Here is a 17,256-nt window from a genome sequence, read left to right as displayed (position 1 = left end):
GGACGATCCAGACGGGGCAGCCGATTGGAAATAACTATCAGCCACCCCGCAACACGCCTCATGCCCCTTTGAAACCCTTGCCCAGCAAGTACTGCTCGCGGGAGCGGTCCCGCGAAGAGGACGGCTTGCGCATCTGTACCTTGTCGAACTTGCTGCGCACATCCTTGAGGTACATATCGAAACCTTCGCCCTGGAAAATCTTGATCAGGAAGTCCCCGCCTGGCTTAAGCACGCGGGTCGCCAGGTCCAGGGCCAGCTCGCAGAGGAACATGGCTCGCGGCATGTCCACCGCAGGCGTACCACTCATATTGGGGGCCATGTCGGAAATCACAAGGTCTACGTGCGAATCACCGACCGCCTGAAGAATTTGCTGCAGCACTTCATCCTGGGTGAAATCGCCCTGAATGAAGGTGACATCGGGGATCGAGTCCATCTCCAGAATATCGGACGCGATCAGGCGGCCCTGCCCGCCAATCAGACGACTGGTCACCTGCGACCAGCCTCCGGGGGCCGCGCCAAGGTCGATCACGCTCATGCCGGGGCGGATCAGGCGGTCTTTTTCCTGGATCTCCAGAAGCTTGTAGCTCGCACGCGAGCGGTAGCCATCCTTCTGTGCCTGCTTAACAAAAGGGTCGTTGAAATGCTCTCGCAGCCAGTTTGCGCTGCTTTTGGAACGTTGTACCACGGGGCACCTCGATGATATGCGTCGTGATTGACTGGGCGGAGCCGGTGGCCCTCGGGTAAAATGCCCGTCAATTTTACAGAATCAGACGGAAAGGGTCAGATTATGCCGCTCAATAACGAGCAGAAGAAGCAATACAAGTCCATTGGTCATGACCTGAAGCCGGTCCTCATCGTTGCCGGCAACGGTTTGAACGAAGGCGTGATCGCCGAATTGGAGCGTGCGCTGGTCGACCACGAGCTGATCAAAGTCGAAATTCGCTCGGAAGATCGCGAAGAGCGTGCAGCTGTCATTGCCGAGCTGTGCAAGGCAGGCCGTGCGGAGCTGGTGCAGACCATCGGCAAGAAAGCCCTGATCTACCGCAAGAACCCACAGCCAAACAAGCAGCTGTCCAACATCCACCGTTACAAGTAACGGGTGTGGGAGCGGCCTTGCGTCGCGAAAGGGCTGCAAAGCAGCCCCAGCGGTATTTGCGATAAAGCTGACACCCCAGGGTCGCTTCGCGACCCTTTCGCGACACAAGGCCGCTCCCACAAGGCTGCGTACCGACTAGCGGCGCGCCCTGACCGGGACCGGTTGGGCCACCAGCACGATGCCGGAGAAGCCCAGCACCAGGAAACAGAACATCTGCCAGCGCTCGCCGACCGAGATGCCGTAGCGCAAGGTGTAATACCCCACGCAGGCCGCAAAGCCCAACAACAGCATCTGCCCGCGAAACTGCCGCCACCAGGCCGCCAGGCCGTCCACCCTCGCCAGCACCGCCAGCTGGGTCAACAAGCCAAGCAACGCCACACCGATCAACCAGCGGTCGATCTGCCCGGCGACGTCCTGCACCAGCAAGGGTGCCAGGCCACTGACTTTCAGCGCCGGCACCAGCCCCACATGGAACACCCACAGGCCACCGACCCAGAAAACCTGGGCCAGTTGCCAGAGGATCCCCTCGAGGGATGGCGCCCGCAGGCGCCGATCAGATGTGTTTGACTTCGACAATCTCGTACTCGACCGTACCGCTTGGCGTCTTGACCACCACGGTGTCACCTTCTTCCTTGCCAATAATGGCACGGGCGATCGGTGCGCTGCTCGAAAGCTTGCCTTGTTTCACGTCAGCTTCATCTTCGCCAACGATCTGGTAGGTCACCTCGTCATCGGTCTCGGTGTTGGCCAGCACCACGGTGGTGCCGAAAATCACCTTGCCGGTGTGGGCGATGGTGGTGACGTCGATCACCACCGAGTTCTGCAGACGGCCTTCGATATCGCGGATACGCGCCTCGACCATACCCTGCTCCTCACGGGCGGCATGGTATTCGGCGTTTTCCTTGAGGTCGCCCAGCTCACGCGCTTCGCCAATGGCTTGGCTCAGGCGCGGGCGCTCGGTCTTGCTCAGGAAGGTCAGCTCCTCTTCCAGGGCGCGAGCGCCCTGGACGGTCATCGGGTACTTGGTCATGCTCATGCTTTGAGTCCTGCATGCAGATCCTGCAGGCGACGAACAGTCTTCTCGGGACCGAATTTCAGCGCCTCGCAGATGGCTTCACCAGCCGCAATGGTAGTGGTGCAGTAAATCTTGTGCTGCAGCGCATTGCGACGAATCGAGTAGGAATCGGCGATCGACTGGCGGCCTTCGGTGGTGTTGATGATCAGCGACACTTCGTCGTTCTTGATCATGTCGACCACGTGCGGACGACCTTCGGTCACCTTGTTCACACGGCGCACTTTCAGGCCAGCCGCTTCGATGACCTTGGCAGTACCCGCCGTGGCAACCACTTCGAAGCCCAGGGCGATCAGGTCGCGCGCCACGCCAGCCACTTGTGGCTTGTCGTCATCACGCACGCTGATGAATGCGGTACCGCCGGTCGGCAGCACTTCGCTGGCACCCATCTGGGCCTTGGCGAAGGCTTCACCGAAGCTGTCACCGACACCCATGACTTCACCGGTCGATTTCATCTCAGGGCCGAGGATCGGGTCAACCCCTGGGAACTTGGCGAACGGGAAGACGGCTTCCTTGACGCTGTAGAAGTTCGGGATGATTTCCTGAGTGAAGCCCAGCTCTTTCAGGGTTTTGCCAGCCATGACGCGGGCAGCGATCATTGCCAGGGAGGTGCCGATGCACTTGGAAACGAACGGCACGGTACGCGAGGCACGCGGGTTGACCTCGATCACGTAGATCTTGTCGCCCTGCAGGGCCAGCTGCACGTTCATCAGGCCGACTACGCCCAGTTCCAGGGCCATTTTCTTGACCTGTACGCGGACTTCGTCCTGCACTTCCTTGCTCAGCGAGTAAGGCGGCAGCGAGCACGCCGAGTCACCGGAGTGAACGCCGGCCTGCTCGATGTGCTGCATGATCGCGCCGATCACCACGTCGGTGCCGTCGCAGACCGCGTCCACGTCCATCTCGATGGCGCAGTTGAGGAAGTGGTCGAGCAGTACCGGGCTGTCGTTGGAAACCTGTACAGCTTCACGCAGATAGCGCTTGAGCTCGTCCAGTTCGTAGACGATTTCCATGGCACGGCCACCCAGTACGTAGGATGGGCGTACGACCAGCGGGTAACCGATGCTGCCAGCAGCGCGGATGGCTTCATCTTCGCTGCGCACGGTGGCGTTTGGCGGCTGCAGCAGGTTCAGGCGTTGAACCATCTGCTGGAAGCGCTCACGGTCTTCGGCGCGGTCGATAGCGTCCGGGCTGGTACCGATGATCGGTACGCCGGCTTCTTCCAGGGCACGAGCCAGTTTCAGCGGAGTCTGGCCGCCGTAGTGAACGATGACACCCTTCGGCTTCTCGACGCGGCAGACTTCCAGCACGTCTTCCAGGGTCAGCGGCTCGAAGTACAGGCGGTCGGAGGTGTCGTAGTCGGTGGAGACGGTTTCCGGGTTGCAGTTGACCATGATGGTCTCGTAACCGTCTTCACGCAGCGCCAGTGCGGCGTGTACGCAGCAGTAGTCGAACTCGATACCTTGGCCGATACGGTTCGGGCCGCCACCCAGGATCATGATCTTGTCGCGGGTCGACGGGTTGGCCTCGCACTCTTCCTCATAGGTCGAGTACAGGTAGGCGGTGTCGGTGGCGAACTCGGCGGCGCAGGTGTCGACGCGCTTGTAAACCGGGAACACTTCCAGCTTGTGGCGGTGACGACGCAGGTTCTTGTCGGTGATGCCGAGCAGCTTGGCCAGGCGCTGGTCCGAGAAGCCCTTGCGCTTGAGGCGCAGCATGTAGTCCTTGTCGATCGACGACAGGGCCAGGGTCTTGACCTTTTCTTCTTCCTTGATCAGGTCTTCCATTTGCACCAGGAACCACAGGTCGATGCCGGTCAGCTGGAAGATCTCTTCGATGGTCATGCCCGAACGCATGGCGTCGGCGACGTACCAGATACGCTCGGCACCCGGCACGGTCAGTTCGCGCTTGAGGATGCCAGCGGCTTCCGGGCTGGCCAGGTCGACTTTCGGGTCAAGACCGCAGGCACCGACTTCCAGGCCGCGCAGGGCTTTCTGCAGGGATTCCTGGAAGGTACGGCCGATGGCCATGACCTCACCCACGGATTTCATCTGGGTGGTCAGGCGAGCGTCGGCTTTCGGGAATTTCTCGAAGGCAAAGCGTGGCAGCTTGGTGACGACGTAGTCGATCGACGGCTCGAAGGACGCCGGGGTGCGGCCGCCGGTGATGTCGTTCTGCAGTTCGTCGAGGGTGTAACCAATGGCCAGCTTGGCGGCGATCTTGGCGATCGGGAAGCCGGTGGCCTTGGAAGCCAGGGCGGACGAACGCGAAACGCGCGGGTTCATCTCGATCACGACCATGCGGCCGGTGTTCGGGCAGATACCGAACTGCACGTTGGAACCGCCGGTTTCGACACCGATTTCACGCAGCACCGCCAGCGAGGCGTTGCGCATGATCTGGTATTCCTTGTCGGTCAGAGTCTGTGCTGGCGCGACGGTGATCGAGTCACCGGTGTGCACGCCCATCGGGTCGAAGTTTTCGATGGAGCAGACGATGATGCAGTTGTCCTTCTTGTCACGGACCACCTCCATCTCGTATTCCTTCCAGCCGATCAGCGATTCGTCGATCAACAGCTCCTTGGTTGGCGACAGGTCCAGACCACGGGTGCAGATTTCTTCGAATTCTTCACGGTTGTAGGCGATACCGCCGCCAGTGCCACCCATGGTGAACGACGGACGGATGATGCACGGGAACCCGAGCTTCTCGAGGACCGCGTTGGCCTCTTCCATGCTGTGGGCGATGCCGGAACGCGGGCATTCCAGGCCGATGTCCTTCATGGCCTTGTCGAAGCGCGAACGGTCTTCGGCCTTGTCGATGGTGTCGGCGTTGGCACCGATCATCTCGACGCCGAACTTTTCCAGAACGCCGTGGCGCTCCAGATCCAGGGCGCAGTTCAGTGCAGTCTGGCCACCCATGGTCGGCAGCACCGCATCCGGGCGCTCTTTTTCGATGATCTTGGCCACCGACTGCCATTTGATCGGCTCGATGTAGGTGGCGTCGGCCATGGCCGGGTCGGTCATGATGGTGGCCGGGTTGGAGTTCACCAGGATGACGCGGAAACCTTCTTCGCGCAGGGCTTTGCAGGCCTGGGCGCCGGAATAGTCGAATTCGCAGGCCTGGCCGATCACGATCGGGCCAGCGCCGAGAATCAGGATGCTTTTGATGTCTGTACGTTTTGGCATGGTTGTCACTCAAATCCGCGGGTCAGTCGGCAAGCCGTCTTGAACAATCTGGGTCAGGCGCTTCCGGGCGCGGCGCGAGCCGGCCCGGGGCCTTGATGCAGGATGCTCAGCGGCGCTTGGCCATGGCATCGGTGAAACGATCGAACAGTGGCGCGACGTCGGTCGGGCCTGGGCTCGCTTCAGGGTGACCCTGGAAGCTGAACGCGCTCTTGTCGGTGCGCTCGATACCCTGCAGGGTGCCGTCGAACAGCGACTTGTGGATGGCGCGGACGTTGCCCGGCAGGGTGGCTTCGTCAACGGCGAAACCGTGGTTCTGGCTGGTGATCATGACCACGCCGGTGTCCAGGTCCTGGACCGGGTGGTTGGCACCGTGGTGACCGTGGCCCATCTTCACGGTCTTGGCGCCGGAGGCCAGGGCCAGCAGCTGGTGGCCGAGGCAGATACCGAAGACCGGGATCTCGGTCTCGAGGATTTCCTTGATCGCCTGGATCGCGTAGTCGCATGGCTCCGGATCACCAGGGCCGTTGGACAGGAACACGCCGTCCGGATTCAGCGCCAGCACTTCGCTGGCCGGCGTCTGGGCAGGCACCACGGTCACGCGGCAGCCGCGAGCGACCAGCATGCGCAGGATGTTCAGCTTGACGCCGTAGTCGAAGGCGACCACGTGGTACGGCAGGTCGGCAGCGTCGATGGTCGGGTGGCTGTCGGTTTTCAGTTCCCACACGCTGGAGCGCCACTCGTAGCGTTCCTTGGTGGAGACGACCTTGGCCAGGTCCATGCCCTTCAGGCCTGGGAAGCCGCGGGCAGCAGCGATGGCGGCTTCTTCGCTGATGTTGTCACCAGCCAGGATGCAGCCGTTCTGAGCGCCTTTTTCGCGCAGGATACGGGTCAGGCGGCGGGTGTCGATGCCGGCGATGGCGACGACGTTGTTGGCCTTGAGGTACTCAGGCAGCGACTGGGTGTTACGCCAGTTGCTGGCCAGCAGCGGCAGGTCACGGATGACCAGGCCAGCGGACCAGACACGGTTCGACTCGGCATCTTCCGGTGTAGTACCGGTATTGCCGATGTGCGGGTAGGTCAGGGTAACGATCTGCTGCGCGTAGGAAGGGTCTGTAAGGATTTCCTGGTAGCCGGTCATAGCGGTGTTGAATACCACCTCACCAACGGTCTGACCGTCGGCACCGATGGCTTCACCGCGGAAAATACTGCCGTCGGCAAGGGCGAGTATGGCTGGCTTTGTCAAGAAGACCTCCCGTAAATCAAGCATGAAAGGGCGATCGCAGGTTGCAAAAAAGCGGAGTGACGTATGGACACGTCACCCCGCTTTTATGTGCTGAATTCAATTCGCTGCGCGCTTTTAGTGGACACACTAAAGCTGTAGCTTACAGAAAAGTGCGTTTTCGGTCTACCGCATATGTGCCTCTAAAACACATGATTGCGACAGAGCGTCATTCCTGTGCTGCCCTCTTCGCGGGCAAGCCCACTCCCACAGTGACCGCACAGAAGCACTTAAGCCATGCATAAATCCTGTGGAAGCGGGTTTACCCGCGAAGAAGCCAACACCGCTCGAACCGATCAGCGCAGCTCGAGCACGTCCTGCATGTCGTAGAGGCCCGGCTCACGCCCATCAAGCCACAGCGCTGCACGCACCGCACCCTTGGCGAAGGTCATGCGGCTGGAGGCTTTGTGGGTGATTTCAAGGCGCTCGCCTTCGGCAGCAAACAGTACGGTGTGATCACCCACCACATCGCCGGCACGCACAGTGGCGAAACCGATGGTCTTGCGATCACGCGCGCCGGTCTGGCCTTCACGACCATACACAGCGACTTCCTGCAGATCACGCCCTAGCGCATTGGCAACCACTTCACCCATGCGCAGCGCGGTGCCGGAGGGGGCATCAACCTTGTGCCGGTGATGCGCTTCGATAATCTCGATGTCGACATCATCGCCCAGCACCCGCGCCGCCATATCGAGCAGCTTGAGGCTAAGGTTGACACCCACACTGAAGTTGGCCGCGAACACGATCGGGATATCTTTGCCCGCCTCGGCCAGCAGCTGCTTTTCCTCGACCGTAAAACCGGTGGTGCCGATGATCATGGCCTTGCCGTGCTTACGGCAGAAGGCCAGGTTCTTCAGGGTCACCGACGGATGAGTAAAATCAATCAGCACGTCGAATTCGTCGGCGACTTTGGCCAGGTCATCGGACAGCAGAACACCAATTCGACCGAGGGCCGCCAGCTCACCAGCATCAGCGCCGACGAGCGAACTATCCGGGCGGTCGATTGCCGCCGTCAGCCCTGCACCCGGGGTTTGCTGCACGGCTTCGATAAGGGTTTTGCCCATCCGCCCTGCCGCGCCCATCACTGCAATACGTCGCATAGCCATTTCCTTGTCAGAGATCGCCGAAGAAGCGCTTCACGCCATCGAACCAGCCACTGGCCTTGGGCGAATGGGAGCTGTCGCCTTCCAGCGAACTGCGCAGCTCTTCGAGCAGCTCACGCTGGCGGCGGCTGAGATTGACCGGGGTTTCCACCGCCACGCGGCACAGCAGGTCACCTGCACCACCGCCACGCACTGGCGCCACACCCTTGCCACGCAAGCGGAACTGCTTGCCGGTCTGGGTGCCTTCGGGAATTTTCAGCTTCACGCGACCATCGAGGGTCGGCACTTCCAGCTCGCCACCCAGGGCAGCATCGGTGTAGCTGATTGGCACTTCGCAATACAGGTGCTTGCCGTCGCGCTGGAAGATCTCGTGTTCGCGCACGCTGATCACAACGTACAGGTCGCCGGTCGGGCCACCGTGGGTACCCGCCTCGCCCTCGCCAGACAGCCGGATGCGGTCGCCGGTATCGACGCCAGCTGGCACCTTGACCGACAGCGTCTTGTATTCCTCGACACGGCCTTCGCCATGGCACGAAGTGCACGGGTCGGTGATGATCTTGCCCTGGCCGTGGCAGCGCGGACAGGTCTGCTGCACCGAGAAGAAGCCTTGCTGCATGCGCACCTGGCCAATACCGCCACAGGTCGGGCAGGTCGACGGGGTCGAGCCCTTCTTGGCGCCGGAGCCATCGCACGGCTTGCAGTTGACCAACGTTGGCACGCGGATGCTGACCGTAGTGCCACGCACCGCTTCTTCCAGGTTCAGTTCCAGGGTGTAGCGCAGGTCGCTGCCACGCTGGGCACCGCCACGGCCACCGCCGCGACCGCCACCAAAGAAGTCGCTGAACACATCACCGAAGATGTCGGAGAAGTTGGCGCCACCGAAGCCGGCACCACCGCCACCCATGCTCGGGTCGACGCCGGCATGGCCGTACTGGTCGAATGCCGCACGCTTGCTCGCATCGGACAGCACTTCGTAGGCCTCGTTGGCCTCCTTGAACTTGTCTTCCGACTCTTTATCGCCCGGGTTGCGGTCCGGGTGGTATTTCATCGCCAGGCGGCGGTAGGCCTTCTTGAGGTCAGCTTCGCTGGCGCCGCGCTCGACACCCAGGACCTCATAATAATCACGCTTGGACATAGGTCATTTGCACCTTGTGGGGCGTCCGGCATCTGCGCCGCGCCGTCAGCACCTGCCTGCACACCACGAATGGCGTGGACAAATGCTGTAAAAAATCTCGAATTCCAGATACGCCAACGCGGGAGCAAGCCCCCGCGCGGCGACATCCTACCAGTTCACAAGCTCAAGCCGGTGAACGGGTCGACAGCATGCAACGCTTACTTCTTGTCGTCGCCTTTCACTTCTTCGAACTCGGCGTCAACCACGTCATCGTGCTTGGCTTCCGGCTCGGCTTGCTGCGCGCCGCCCTGAGGCTGTTCGGCCTGCTGCTCGGCGTACATCTTCTGAGCAACGGGTGCCGAGACCTTGGACAGCTCTTCGACCTTGGCGTCGATGGCAGCCTTGTCGTCGCCTTTGACAGCGGCTTCCAGGGCAACCACGGCAGCTTCGATCGCGGTTTTCTCTTCAGCAGTGACCTTGTCACCCGCGTCAGCAACCATTTTGCGAGTCGAGTGCACCAGCGCGTCACCCTGGTTACGGGCAGCGGCCAGCTCTTCGAACTTGCGGTCTTCCTCGGCGTTGGCCTCGGCGTCACGCACCATGCGCTCGATTTCTTCGTCGGACAGGCCGGAGTTGGCCTTGATCACGATCGACTGAGCCTTGCCGGTGGCCTTGTCTTTGGCGCCGACGTGCAGGATGCCGTTGGCGTCGATGTCGAAGGTCACTTCAATCTGCGGTACGCCACGTGGCGCTGGCGGAATGTCAGCCAGGTCGAACTTGCCCAGCGACTTGTTCTGCGCGGCCTGCTTACGCTCACCCTGCAGCACGTGGATGGTCACGGCGCTCTGGTTATCGTCGGCAGTCGAGAACACCTGCGACTTCTTGGTCGGGATGGTGGTGTTCTTCTCGATCAGCGCAGTCATCACGCCGCCCATGGTTTCGATACCCAGGGTCAGCGGGCTGACGTCCAGCAGCAGTACGTCTTTTACGTCACCGGCCAGCACGGCGCCCTGGATAGCAGCACCCATGGCCACGGCTTCGTCCGGGTTGACGTCCTTGCGCGCTTCTTTACCGAAGAAGTCGGCAACAGCCTTCTGCACCATCGGCATACGGGTCTGGCCACCGACCAGGATCACGTCGTCGATCTTGCTGGCGTCGATGCCGGCGTCTTTCAGAGCGATGCGGCAAGGCTCGATGGTACGGTTGACCAGGTCTTCGACCAGCGACTCCAGCTTGGCGCGGGAGATCTTCACGTTCAGGTGCTTCGGACCGGTCGCGTCTGCAGTGATGTACGGCAGGTTGACGTCGGTCGACTGAGCGGAGGACAGCTCGATCTTGGCTTTTTCAGCAGCTTCTTTCAGACGCTGCAGCGCCAGTGGGTCGTTCTTCAGGTCCATGCCGGACTCTTTCTTGAACTCGTCCACGAGGTAATCGATCAGGCGCATGTCGAAGTCTTCGCCACCCAGGAAGGTGTCGCCGTTGGTGGCCAGTACTTCGAACTGGTGCTCACCGTCGACTTCGGCGATTTCGATGACCGAAACGTCGAAGGTACCACCACCCAGGTCATAAACGATGACGGTGTGGTCGCCCTTGGCCTTGTCCATGCCGTAAGCCAGCGCAGCGGCGGTCGGCTCGTTGATGATGCGCTTGACGTCCAGACCGGCGATGCGGCCGGCATCCTTGGTGGCCTGGCGCTGGCTGTCGTTGAAGTAGGCCGGAACGGTAATGACCGCTTCGGTGACAGGCTCGCCGAGGTAGTCTTCGGCGGTCTTCTTCATTTTCTTCAGTACTTCGGCGCTGATCTGTGGTGGCGCCATGTCCTTGCCGCTGGCCTGCACCCAAGCGTCGCCGTTACCGCCTTTGACGATCTTGTATGGCACCAGCTTGATGTCTTTTTGCACGACGTCTTCTTCGAAGCGGCGGCCGATCAGGCGCTTCACTGCGAACAGGGTGTTGTGCGGGTTGGTGACTGCCTGGCGCTTGGCCGACTGACCCACCAGGATTTCGCCGTCGTTGGCGTAGGCCACGATCGAAGGGGTGGTACGCGCGCCTTCGGCGTTTTCGATGACCTTGACGTTACCGTTTTCCAGAATGGAGACGCACGAGTTGGTGGTCCCCAGGTCGATACCGATGATTTTGCCCATGTTAGCTCTCCCGAAACTTGAATTTGGTGGCAGCGGCTACTTCTGGCCAACTGCGGTAATACTTGAACGCTTGACACCTAGATGGGGGTGCCCCGACAGATTTCAAGCCTTCTCATCGATAGAAGGTTGCTGGGCTGCCGGTGCCTTGCTCACCACCACCATGGCGGGGCGCAGCAGGCGACCGTTGAGCAGGTAACCCTTCTGGAACACGTTGAGCACGCTGTTCGGCTCTACGTCGGCGCTTTCCTGCATGGCCATCGCCTGGTGGTGCTCGGCGTTGAATGGCTGGCCGTGCGGGTCGATGGCTTCGAGGTTGTAGCGCTTGAGGGTGTCCTGGAACATCTTCAGGGTCAGCTCGACGCCATCACGGATGGTCTTGACCTGTTCGTCGTCGGCACTGGAGTGCGCCAGGGCCAGCTCAAGGCTGTCGATCACCGGCAGCAGGTCGCCAGCAAACTTCTCGAGGGCGAACTTGCGGGCCTTGTCGACCTCCTGCTCAGCGCGACGAATGCTGTTCTGCGCTTCTGCTGCGACACGCAGGGACTGATCCTTGGCGGCGGCCAGCTGCTCCTCGAGCTCCTGAACGCGGGCGCCGTTATCCACTGCACCAGCCTCTTCGGCATTAAGGTCTTTTTCATTCAGCTGTTCGTCAGCCATGGGGTCTCTCCTCCGCAATTTCTGTTGTACGAGCAAAGCTCGCCGTGTCTGCCGGCTATATGGGGCCGGAAAAAACAGGTTCAAGGGGCAAGTGGGTTTTCAGGGCCACAACAGAATCCGCCAGAGGGCATTGGCAGGCTCGAAAAAAGTACTGTATAAATAACCAGACCTGAACTTCGGGAGCCGCCCCCATGCTGGTGCACCTGTCCATTCACAACTACGCCATCGTCGAGCACCTCGACCTCGAAATCGCCCGCGGCATGTCGGTCATCACCGGCGAGACCGGCGCAGGCAAGTCGATCATGCTCGACGCCCTCGGCCTGGCCCTGGGCGACCGCGCCGACAGTGGCGTGGTGCGCCCCGGCACCGACAAGGCAGACATCCTTGCCACATTCGACCTGGTGGACATCCCCGAAGCCCATGCCTGGCTGGCGGAGCGCGACCTGGACAACGACGGGTTGTGCATTTTGCGCCGGGTCATCACCGCAGAAGGCCGTAGCCGCGGCTACATCAACGGCACCCCTTGCCCGCTCGGCGACCTCAAGGCACTTGGCGAGCTGCTGATCGATATCCACAGCCAGCATGAACACCAGTCGCTACTGAAAACCGACACCCACCGCCGCCTGGTGGACGAGTACGCCGGCGCCATCGACCTGGCCCGCCAGGTGCAGCTTGCCGCCAAGCGCTGGAACCAGACCCGCCTGGAGCTCGAGCGACTGAGCAATTCCGGCGACGAGCAACGCGCCCGCCATCAGCTGCTCAGCTATCAGCTTGAAGAGCTCGACAACCTCGGCCTGGGCGAGAACGAACTGGAGCATCTGGAGCAGGAGCACAAGAATCTGACCAATGCCGAAGCCCTGTTCGGCATCTGCCGCCAGGTCATCGACCAGTGCAGCGAGAGCGATTCGGGCAACGTGCTCAGCGCCCTCACCTCCAGCCTCAACCGCCTCGGCGCTGCAGCGAACGCCCCGCGCGCGCTGGGCGAGGCCGCGAACATGATCGCCAGCGCACAGATTCAGGTAGAAGAAGCGATGGGCGAACTCAACCGCTTCCTCGACAACTTCGATGCCGACCCCATGCGCCTGCAAGCCCTGGAAGAGCGCCTCGACACCATCTATACGCTGGCGCGCAAACATCGGGTGCACCCCACCGAGCTGCCGCACCTGCAGCAACAGCTGATGGACGAACTGGAAGGCCTGAACGCCAGTGACGAGTCGATCGAGCGCCTGGGCGAGGAGCTCGGCGCCTTCGCCCAGCACTATAAAGAAAAGGCACTGGAGCTGAGCGCCCTACGCCAGCAGGCAGCCAAGCAGTTGGCCGTCGCGGTTGAACAGGAAATCCAGCGCCTGGGCATGCCAGGTGGCCGGTTCTGCATCGAACTCACGCCCAACGAAGGTAACGACCTGTCACCGCACGGCCTGGAGCAGATCGAACTGCTGGTCAGCGCCAACCCCGGCCAGCCGCTCAAGGGCCTGGCCAAGGTGGCGTCTGGGGGCGAGCTGTCGCGTATCAGCCTGGCAATTCAGGTGATCACGGCGCAAACCTCGCGCATTCCGACCTTGGTATTCGACGAAGTCGACGTCGGAATCGGCGGCCCGACAGCCGAAATCGTCGGCCAGCTGCTACGCCGCCTGGGCGAACGCGGCCAGGTACTGACCGTGACGCACCTGCCGCAGGTGGCTGCGCAAGGGCACCATCACCTGTTCGTGCACAAGGTACGCAACAGCGACACCACCCATACCGCAGTGGCCAGCCTGGGCAAGCGCGAGCGGGTCGAGGAAGTGGCGCGGATGCTCGGCGGCATCGACCTGACCAAGGAATCCCTGGCGCATGCGCGCAAGATGGTGGTTTCCGGCAAGGCCTGAAGCTGTCGCGACTTTTGTAGGAGCGCCCCGGCAAGGCCGCTCCTACAGGGGTCACCTCCCTGATAACTTCAACTCAGAAAGCACAAAGGCGACCCGAAGGTCGCCTTTGTCATTCGTAACGCGCTAAATCGTTACTTTTTCTTACGCACATAAAGGACCAGGTTATGGTCCACGAGCTCGTAGCCATGCTCGGCCACGATCTCTTTCTGGCGACGCTCGATTTCAGCGTCCATGAACTCGATCACTTCACTGGTCTCCACGTTGACCATATGGTCGTGGTGACCGCCGTCAGCCAGCTCGAACACCGCGTGGCCACCGTCGAAGTTGTGGCGTACCACCAGACCAGCTGCTTCGAACTGGGTCAGTACGCGATAGACGGTTGCCAGACCGACGTCCTCGCCAGCCTCCATCAGCGCCTTGTAGACATCCTCAGCACTCATGTGACGTTGCTCGGTGGAGTCGAGCATTTGAAGGATCTTGACTCGAGGCAGGGTCACCTTGAGGCCGGCTTTGCGCAATTCGCTATTTTCAACCATGGTCAGCTTTCTCGCCGATGCTGCTTCGCAGCTTCTACTAATACGGGTATGATCGGGGTTTACGTTGTCCAGCCAAGATAGTGGAAGTCGCCCACCGATGCAAAACACCAAGCTCTTGCTAAACAGCCTCGCCCTCGCGGGACTGCTCGCACTCGCCGGTTGCTCGTTTCCCGGGGTTTACAAAATCGACATCCAGCAGGGCAATGTCGTCACGCAAGACATGATAGACCAATTACGCCCCGGAATGACCCGTCGGCAAGTAAGGTTTATCATGGGCAACCCGCTGCTGCAGGATACGTTCAACACCAACCGTTGGGATTACCTGTACAGCCTGCAACCGGGTGGCGGCAAACGCCAGCAGGAACGCATGAGCATCTTCTTCAACGACAGCGACCAACTGGTCAGCCTGTCGGGTGACTTCATGCCAGGCGTGAGCCGCGACCAGGAAATCCTCGGTGGCAGCAACACCACCACGGTCAGCCCGGAAGCCCAGCCAGAGCAGGCCAAGCCGCAACCGGCAGAAAAACCGGCCAAGCCAGGCTCGACGGAAGAGTCCATCCAGCGCGAGATCGACACCATCGAGACCACCCCGGTCCCGACGCCAGCGCCGCTGGAAACCTCGCCGCAGTAATTGCCGGCCAGATGAAAAAGCCCGGACCATGGTCCGGGCTTTTTATTGTCAGCCAGATCAGCTAGCGCTTGGCCTTGGCCTGTGCAGCTCGCTGCCTGCGCGCCTCGACCGGGTCGAGCAGCAGAGGCCGGTAGATTTCCAGACGGTCCCCCTCCTCGACCAGGCGCTCGTGCGCATCCGCAACCACTTTGCCGAAAATGCCTACAGGGCATTGCTCGATATCCAGCCCACCGACTTGCCCGGCAATGCCGGACAGGCGCAGCGCTTCGCGCACGGCCACCCCACCCGGCACTTCACAGGCCAACAGCCACTGGCGCTCCGCCGTGGCGTAGGCCACCTCGACATTAACCATTGAGCTGCTTGGCACGCTGACAGAAGGCATCCACCAGGGTATTGGCCGCCTGGTTGAACAGCGGCCCCAGCGTGGCGCGCACCAGCGCACCGGCGTAGTCGAAAGTCAGGTCGAGGCTGATCTTGCAGGCTTTTTCACCAAGCGGCTTGAACACCCACAGACCATGCAGTTGAGTAAACGGCCCCTCTTCCAGGTTCATCTCGATGGACTGCCCCGGCACCAGCACATTGCTCGTGACGAACTGCTGGCTCATGCCCCCCTTGGCCACTTCCAGCTTCGCACGCATGTGCGTGTCACTGGCCTCGATCACCGTCGACGCCGAGCACCACGGCAGGAATTCAGGGTAGCTGGCCACGTCGTTGACCAGATCGTAGAGTGCCTGGGCAGGGTACGGCAGCAGGGCGGAGCGTTGAATATGGGTAGTCATCCAGGCGTCACTTCCAAGGCTGGGTGGCGGCGCTTCGCAGCGTGCCGAAAACAGGTTCTGTGCATAGAACAGGCCTTGTATTGTCCGGTATTCATTGCAGTGGCTCAAGCACACCGAAATCCCATAGCCGACCGCGCGATGACTTGCCTATAATGCCGCCCCTATGGCTAAACAAAAGAAACATCCGACCGGGACCATCGCGCAGAACAAGAAAGCGCGACACGATTACTTCATCGAACACAAGTTCGAGGCCGGGCTGGTCCTGTCCGGTTGGGAAGTAAAGAGCCTGCGGGCCGGCAAAGCGCACCTGACCGACAGCTACGTGCTGCTCAAGGATGGCGAAGCCTGGCTGTTCGGCAGCCACATCACCCCGCTGAACACCGCCAGCACCCACGTCATCGCCGACCCCATGCGCACCCGCAAGCTGCTGCTGAACAAGCGCGAGCTCGAGCGCGTGGAAGCCGCCGTGGCGCAAAAGGGCTACACCTGTGTGGCCCTGGCGCTGTACTGGAGCAAGCACCTGATCAAGTGCGAGATCGCGCTTGGCAAGGGCAAGAAGGAGTTCGACAAGCGCGACACCATGCGCGAACGCGACTCCAACCGCGAGCTGCAGCGTGCGGTGCGGAACAAGGGCAAGGAAGAATAATCCTAGCCCCGCCCGCTGTAGGAGCGGCCTTGTGTCGCGAAAGGGCCGCAGAGCGGCCCCGGGAAATTCAGCTGCGAAGCTGAAATCCTGGGGCCGCTTCGCAGCCCATTCGCGACACAAGGCCGCTCCTACAAAAGCTGCGCTCAGCCTGAAGCACGTGCGCTCAACGCCCGCTGCGCCGCTCCGCCCGGGCCACCCGCTGCGCCTCGTCCTGCGCCTCTTCCAGCACCTCCTGCACATACAGAATGTGCCGGCTGGACACCTCCCGCGCCTCTTCCGCCCTGCCCTCGACAATCGCCTGGTACAACTCGCGGTGCTGACTGATCAGCATGTCGCGTGTTTCCGTGCGCTGCTGATACATGCCACCAATGTTGGTCACCACGTTGCGCTTGAGCAGGTCGAACAAGCCACGAATGGTATGCAGCAACACGGCGTTATGGCTGGCCTCGGCAATCGCCAGGTGGAAGCGCGCATCGGCCGCGCCCTCCTCCGCCCGCGTCACCTCGTCAGCACGCGCATAGCAGTCCTGCAAGGTATCGAACGCCGCCTTCAGCCGCGCACGGTCCGGCTCGGTGGCACGCTGGGCCGCGTAGTAGGCGCATGACGCCTCCAGGGTATGGCGGAATTCCAGCAGGTCGCGCTGCGCTTCGGCACTGTGCTCAAGCAGCTGCAGCAACGGGTCGCTGAAGGTCGAGCCAAGCGATTCGGCCACGTAATTGCCACCGCCCTGGCGGCTTACCAGCAACCCCTTGGCCACCAGCTTCTGGATCGCCTCACGCAGTGACGGGCGCGACACACCGAACTGTTCGGCCAGGACGCGCTCGGCCGGCAGCCGCTGCCCGGAGGTCAGCGTGCCTTCCAGAATCATCCCTTCCAACCGATCGACGATGTCGTCGGACAGGCGCCGCTGGCGGACCTGATCAAAAACCATCACGTGCTCTCCACAAACCCCCAGCAAATTTCAGGGGGGGCGCCTATTCTCGCCGATTCGCGCCGCGCCAGCACGCATCAGCCGACGGTTTTCGCAAGCAAGCAGCTGCCCGTTCATCGAACCACGACCAAAGTTTTGCACGGGACAAATTGACACACCCACGACAGCGCTTTTAACCTAGCGACCAGCCATTGTAAATTGGTCTTACCAATTATCCAATG

17 protein-coding genes are annotated in these 17,256 nt (G+C 61.4%); 4 read left to right on the top strand and 13 right to left on the bottom strand.

Annotation, left to right across the window (positions count from 1 at the left end; all coding sequences use genetic code 11):
• Positions 1 to 58: 58 nt before the first annotated feature.
• The gene (rlmE, locus tag APH27_RS05605) at positions 59 to 685 is read right to left on the bottom strand and encodes a 23S rRNA (uridine(2552)-2'-O)-methyltransferase RlmE (RefSeq protein ID WP_011532133.1); all 627 of its coding nucleotides are present in this window, start codon (positions 683 to 685) and stop codon (positions 59 to 61) included.
• A gap of 102 nt (positions 686 to 787) precedes the next feature.
• On the opposite strand from rlmE, the gene yhbY reads away from it, so the two are divergent.
• Positions 788 to 1,096 (top strand): ribosome assembly RNA-binding protein YhbY, encoded by a 309-nt coding sequence (gene yhbY / locus APH27_RS05600; protein ID WP_027917692.1) that lies wholly within the window; start codon positions 788 to 790, stop codon positions 1,094 to 1,096.
• 135 nt (positions 1,097 to 1,231) lie between these two features.
• Here yhbY and APH27_RS05595 read toward each other — a convergent pair whose 3' ends face one another.
• From APH27_RS05595 to grpE, 8 genes are all read right to left on the bottom strand, one after another.
• Positions 1,232 to 1,672 (bottom strand): MFS transporter, encoded by a 441-nt coding sequence (locus tag APH27_RS05595; RefSeq protein ID WP_081784256.1) that lies wholly within the window; start codon positions 1,670 to 1,672, stop codon positions 1,232 to 1,234.
• The gene (gene greA, locus APH27_RS05590) at positions 1,650 to 2,132 is read right to left on the bottom strand and encodes a transcription elongation factor GreA (RefSeq protein ID WP_177326679.1); all 483 of its coding nucleotides are present in this window, start codon (positions 2,130 to 2,132) and stop codon (positions 1,650 to 1,652) included. Before greA ends, APH27_RS05595 begins: the two co-directional genes overlap by 23 nt.
• The gene (gene carB, locus APH27_RS05585) at positions 2,129 to 5,350 is read right to left on the bottom strand and encodes a carbamoyl-phosphate synthase large subunit (RefSeq protein ID WP_027917695.1); all 3,222 of its coding nucleotides are present in this window, start codon (positions 5,348 to 5,350) and stop codon (positions 2,129 to 2,131) included. The genes greA and carB overlap by 4 nt, the downstream gene beginning before the upstream one ends.
• 106 nt (positions 5,351 to 5,456) lie before the next feature.
• Entirely contained in the window at positions 5,457 to 6,593 is a 1,137-nt protein-coding gene (gene carA, locus APH27_RS05580) for a glutamine-hydrolyzing carbamoyl-phosphate synthase small subunit (RefSeq protein WP_003249935.1), read from the bottom strand.
• Between the two features lie 332 nt (positions 6,594 to 6,925).
• The gene (gene dapB / locus APH27_RS05575) at positions 6,926 to 7,729 is read right to left on the bottom strand and encodes a 4-hydroxy-tetrahydrodipicolinate reductase (protein ID WP_003249933.1); all 804 of its coding nucleotides are present in this window, start codon (positions 7,727 to 7,729) and stop codon (positions 6,926 to 6,928) included.
• 13 nt (positions 7,730 to 7,742) lie between these two features.
• The gene (gene dnaJ / locus APH27_RS05570; RefSeq protein WP_027917696.1) at positions 7,743 to 8,867 is read right to left on the bottom strand and encodes a molecular chaperone DnaJ; all 1,125 of its coding nucleotides are present in this window, start codon (positions 8,865 to 8,867) and stop codon (positions 7,743 to 7,745) included.
• Between the two features lie 197 nt (positions 8,868 to 9,064).
• Positions 9,065 to 10,990, bottom strand: a complete 1,926-nt coding sequence (gene dnaK, locus APH27_RS05565; RefSeq protein WP_027917697.1) for a molecular chaperone DnaK — start codon at positions 10,988 to 10,990, stop codon at positions 9,065 to 9,067.
• Positions 10,991 to 11,092: 102 nt separating this feature from the next.
• Positions 11,093 to 11,647, bottom strand: a complete 555-nt coding sequence (gene grpE / locus APH27_RS05560; protein ID WP_027917698.1) for a nucleotide exchange factor GrpE — start codon at positions 11,645 to 11,647, stop codon at positions 11,093 to 11,095.
• A gap of 191 nt (positions 11,648 to 11,838) precedes the next feature.
• Between grpE and recN the strand changes: the two genes are divergently transcribed.
• Positions 11,839 to 13,512: a DNA repair protein RecN gene (gene recN, locus APH27_RS05555; RefSeq protein ID WP_027917699.1), complete on the top strand. Its 1,674-nt coding sequence runs from the start codon at positions 11,839 to 11,841 to the stop codon at positions 13,510 to 13,512.
• Between the two features lie 131 nt (positions 13,513 to 13,643).
• Here recN and fur read toward each other — a convergent pair whose 3' ends face one another.
• Positions 13,644 to 14,048, bottom strand: coding sequence for a ferric iron uptake transcriptional regulator (gene fur, locus APH27_RS05550; RefSeq protein ID WP_008096237.1), 405 nt, complete (start codon positions 14,046 to 14,048; stop codon positions 13,644 to 13,646).
• A 97-nt stretch (positions 14,049 to 14,145) separates the two neighbouring features.
• On the opposite strand from fur, the gene APH27_RS05545 reads away from it, so the two are divergent.
• Complete coding sequence (locus APH27_RS05545; RefSeq protein WP_027917700.1) at positions 14,146 to 14,679, top strand: outer membrane protein assembly factor BamE; 534 nt, start codon at positions 14,146 to 14,148, stop codon at positions 14,677 to 14,679.
• A 61-nt stretch (positions 14,680 to 14,740) separates the two neighbouring features.
• Here the strand turns inward: APH27_RS05545 and APH27_RS05540 are convergent, their stop codons facing one another.
• Together APH27_RS05540 and APH27_RS05535 are read right to left on the bottom strand one after the other, a co-directional pair.
• A complete protein-coding gene (locus APH27_RS05540) occupies positions 14,741 to 15,031 on the bottom strand; it encodes an RnfH family protein (protein ID WP_082435003.1) in 291 nt (96 codons plus the stop codon).
• The gene (locus APH27_RS05535) at positions 15,024 to 15,458 is read right to left on the bottom strand and encodes a type II toxin-antitoxin system RatA family toxin (protein ID WP_027917702.1); all 435 of its coding nucleotides are present in this window, start codon (positions 15,456 to 15,458) and stop codon (positions 15,024 to 15,026) included. Before APH27_RS05535 ends, APH27_RS05540 begins: the two co-directional genes overlap by 8 nt.
• A 163-nt stretch (positions 15,459 to 15,621) precedes the next feature.
• On the opposite strand from APH27_RS05535, the gene smpB reads away from it, so the two are divergent.
• Positions 15,622 to 16,104 (top strand): SsrA-binding protein SmpB, encoded by a 483-nt coding sequence (gene smpB / locus APH27_RS05530; protein WP_027917703.1) that lies wholly within the window; start codon positions 15,622 to 15,624, stop codon positions 16,102 to 16,104.
• Between the two features lie 163 nt (positions 16,105 to 16,267).
• On the opposite strand, the gene APH27_RS05525 is transcribed toward smpB, so the two are convergent.
• Positions 16,268 to 17,035: an FCD domain-containing protein gene (locus tag APH27_RS05525; protein WP_060484221.1), complete on the bottom strand. Its 768-nt coding sequence runs from the start codon at positions 17,033 to 17,035 to the stop codon at positions 16,268 to 16,270.
• Between the last annotated feature and the right edge of the window lie 221 nt (positions 17,036 to 17,256).

It is taken from the genome of Pseudomonas sp. NBRC 111123 (genome assembly GCF_001320205.1).
Classification (GTDB): domain Bacteria; phylum Pseudomonadota; class Gammaproteobacteria; order Pseudomonadales; family Pseudomonadaceae; genus Aquipseudomonas; species Aquipseudomonas putida_J.
Note: the sequence above shows the minus strand (reverse complement) of the source record. Positions and strands in the feature narration are given on the sequence as shown.

Bases quoted from the DNA above. Each gene is read 5' to 3' on its own strand.
- yhbY (WP_027917692.1), top strand. From the start codon at position 788: ATGCCGCTCAATAACGAGCAGAAGAAGCAATACAAGTCCATTGGTCAT.
- greA (WP_177326679.1), bottom strand. From the start codon at position 2,132: ATGAGCATGACCAAGTACCCGATGACCGTCCAGGGCGCTCGCGCCCTG.
- carB (WP_027917695.1), bottom strand. From the start codon at position 5,350: ATGCCAAAACGTACAGACATCAAAAGCATCCTGATTCTCGGCGCTGGC.
- dapB (WP_003249933.1), bottom strand. From the start codon at position 7,729: ATGCGACGTATTGCAGTGATGGGCGCGGCAGGGCGGATGGGCAAAACC.
- dnaJ (WP_027917696.1), bottom strand. From the start codon at position 8,867: ATGTCCAAGCGTGATTATTATGAGGTCCTGGGTGTCGAGCGCGGCGCC.
- dnaK (WP_027917697.1), bottom strand. From the start codon at position 10,990: ATGGGCAAAATCATCGGTATCGACCTGGGGACCACCAACTCGTGCGTC.
- grpE (WP_027917698.1), bottom strand. From the start codon at position 11,647: ATGGCTGACGAACAGCTGAATGAAAAAGACCTTAATGCCGAAGAGGCT.
- recN (WP_027917699.1), top strand. From the start codon at position 11,839: ATGCTGGTGCACCTGTCCATTCACAACTACGCCATCGTCGAGCACCTC.
- fur (WP_008096237.1), bottom strand. From the start codon at position 14,048: ATGGTTGAAAATAGCGAATTGCGCAAAGCCGGCCTCAAGGTGACCCTG.
- APH27_RS05545 (WP_027917700.1), top strand. From the start codon at position 14,146: ATGCAAAACACCAAGCTCTTGCTAAACAGCCTCGCCCTCGCGGGACTG.
- APH27_RS05540 (WP_082435003.1), bottom strand. From the start codon at position 15,031: ATGGTTAATGTCGAGGTGGCCTACGCCACGGCGGAGCGCCAGTGGCTG.
- APH27_RS05535 (WP_027917702.1), bottom strand. From the start codon at position 15,458: ATGACTACCCATATTCAACGCTCCGCCCTGCTGCCGTACCCTGCCCAG.
- smpB (WP_027917703.1), top strand. From the start codon at position 15,622: ATGGCTAAACAAAAGAAACATCCGACCGGGACCATCGCGCAGAACAAG.
- APH27_RS05525 (WP_060484221.1), bottom strand. From the start codon at position 17,035: ATGGTTTTTGATCAGGTCCGCCAGCGGCGCCTGTCCGACGACATCGTC.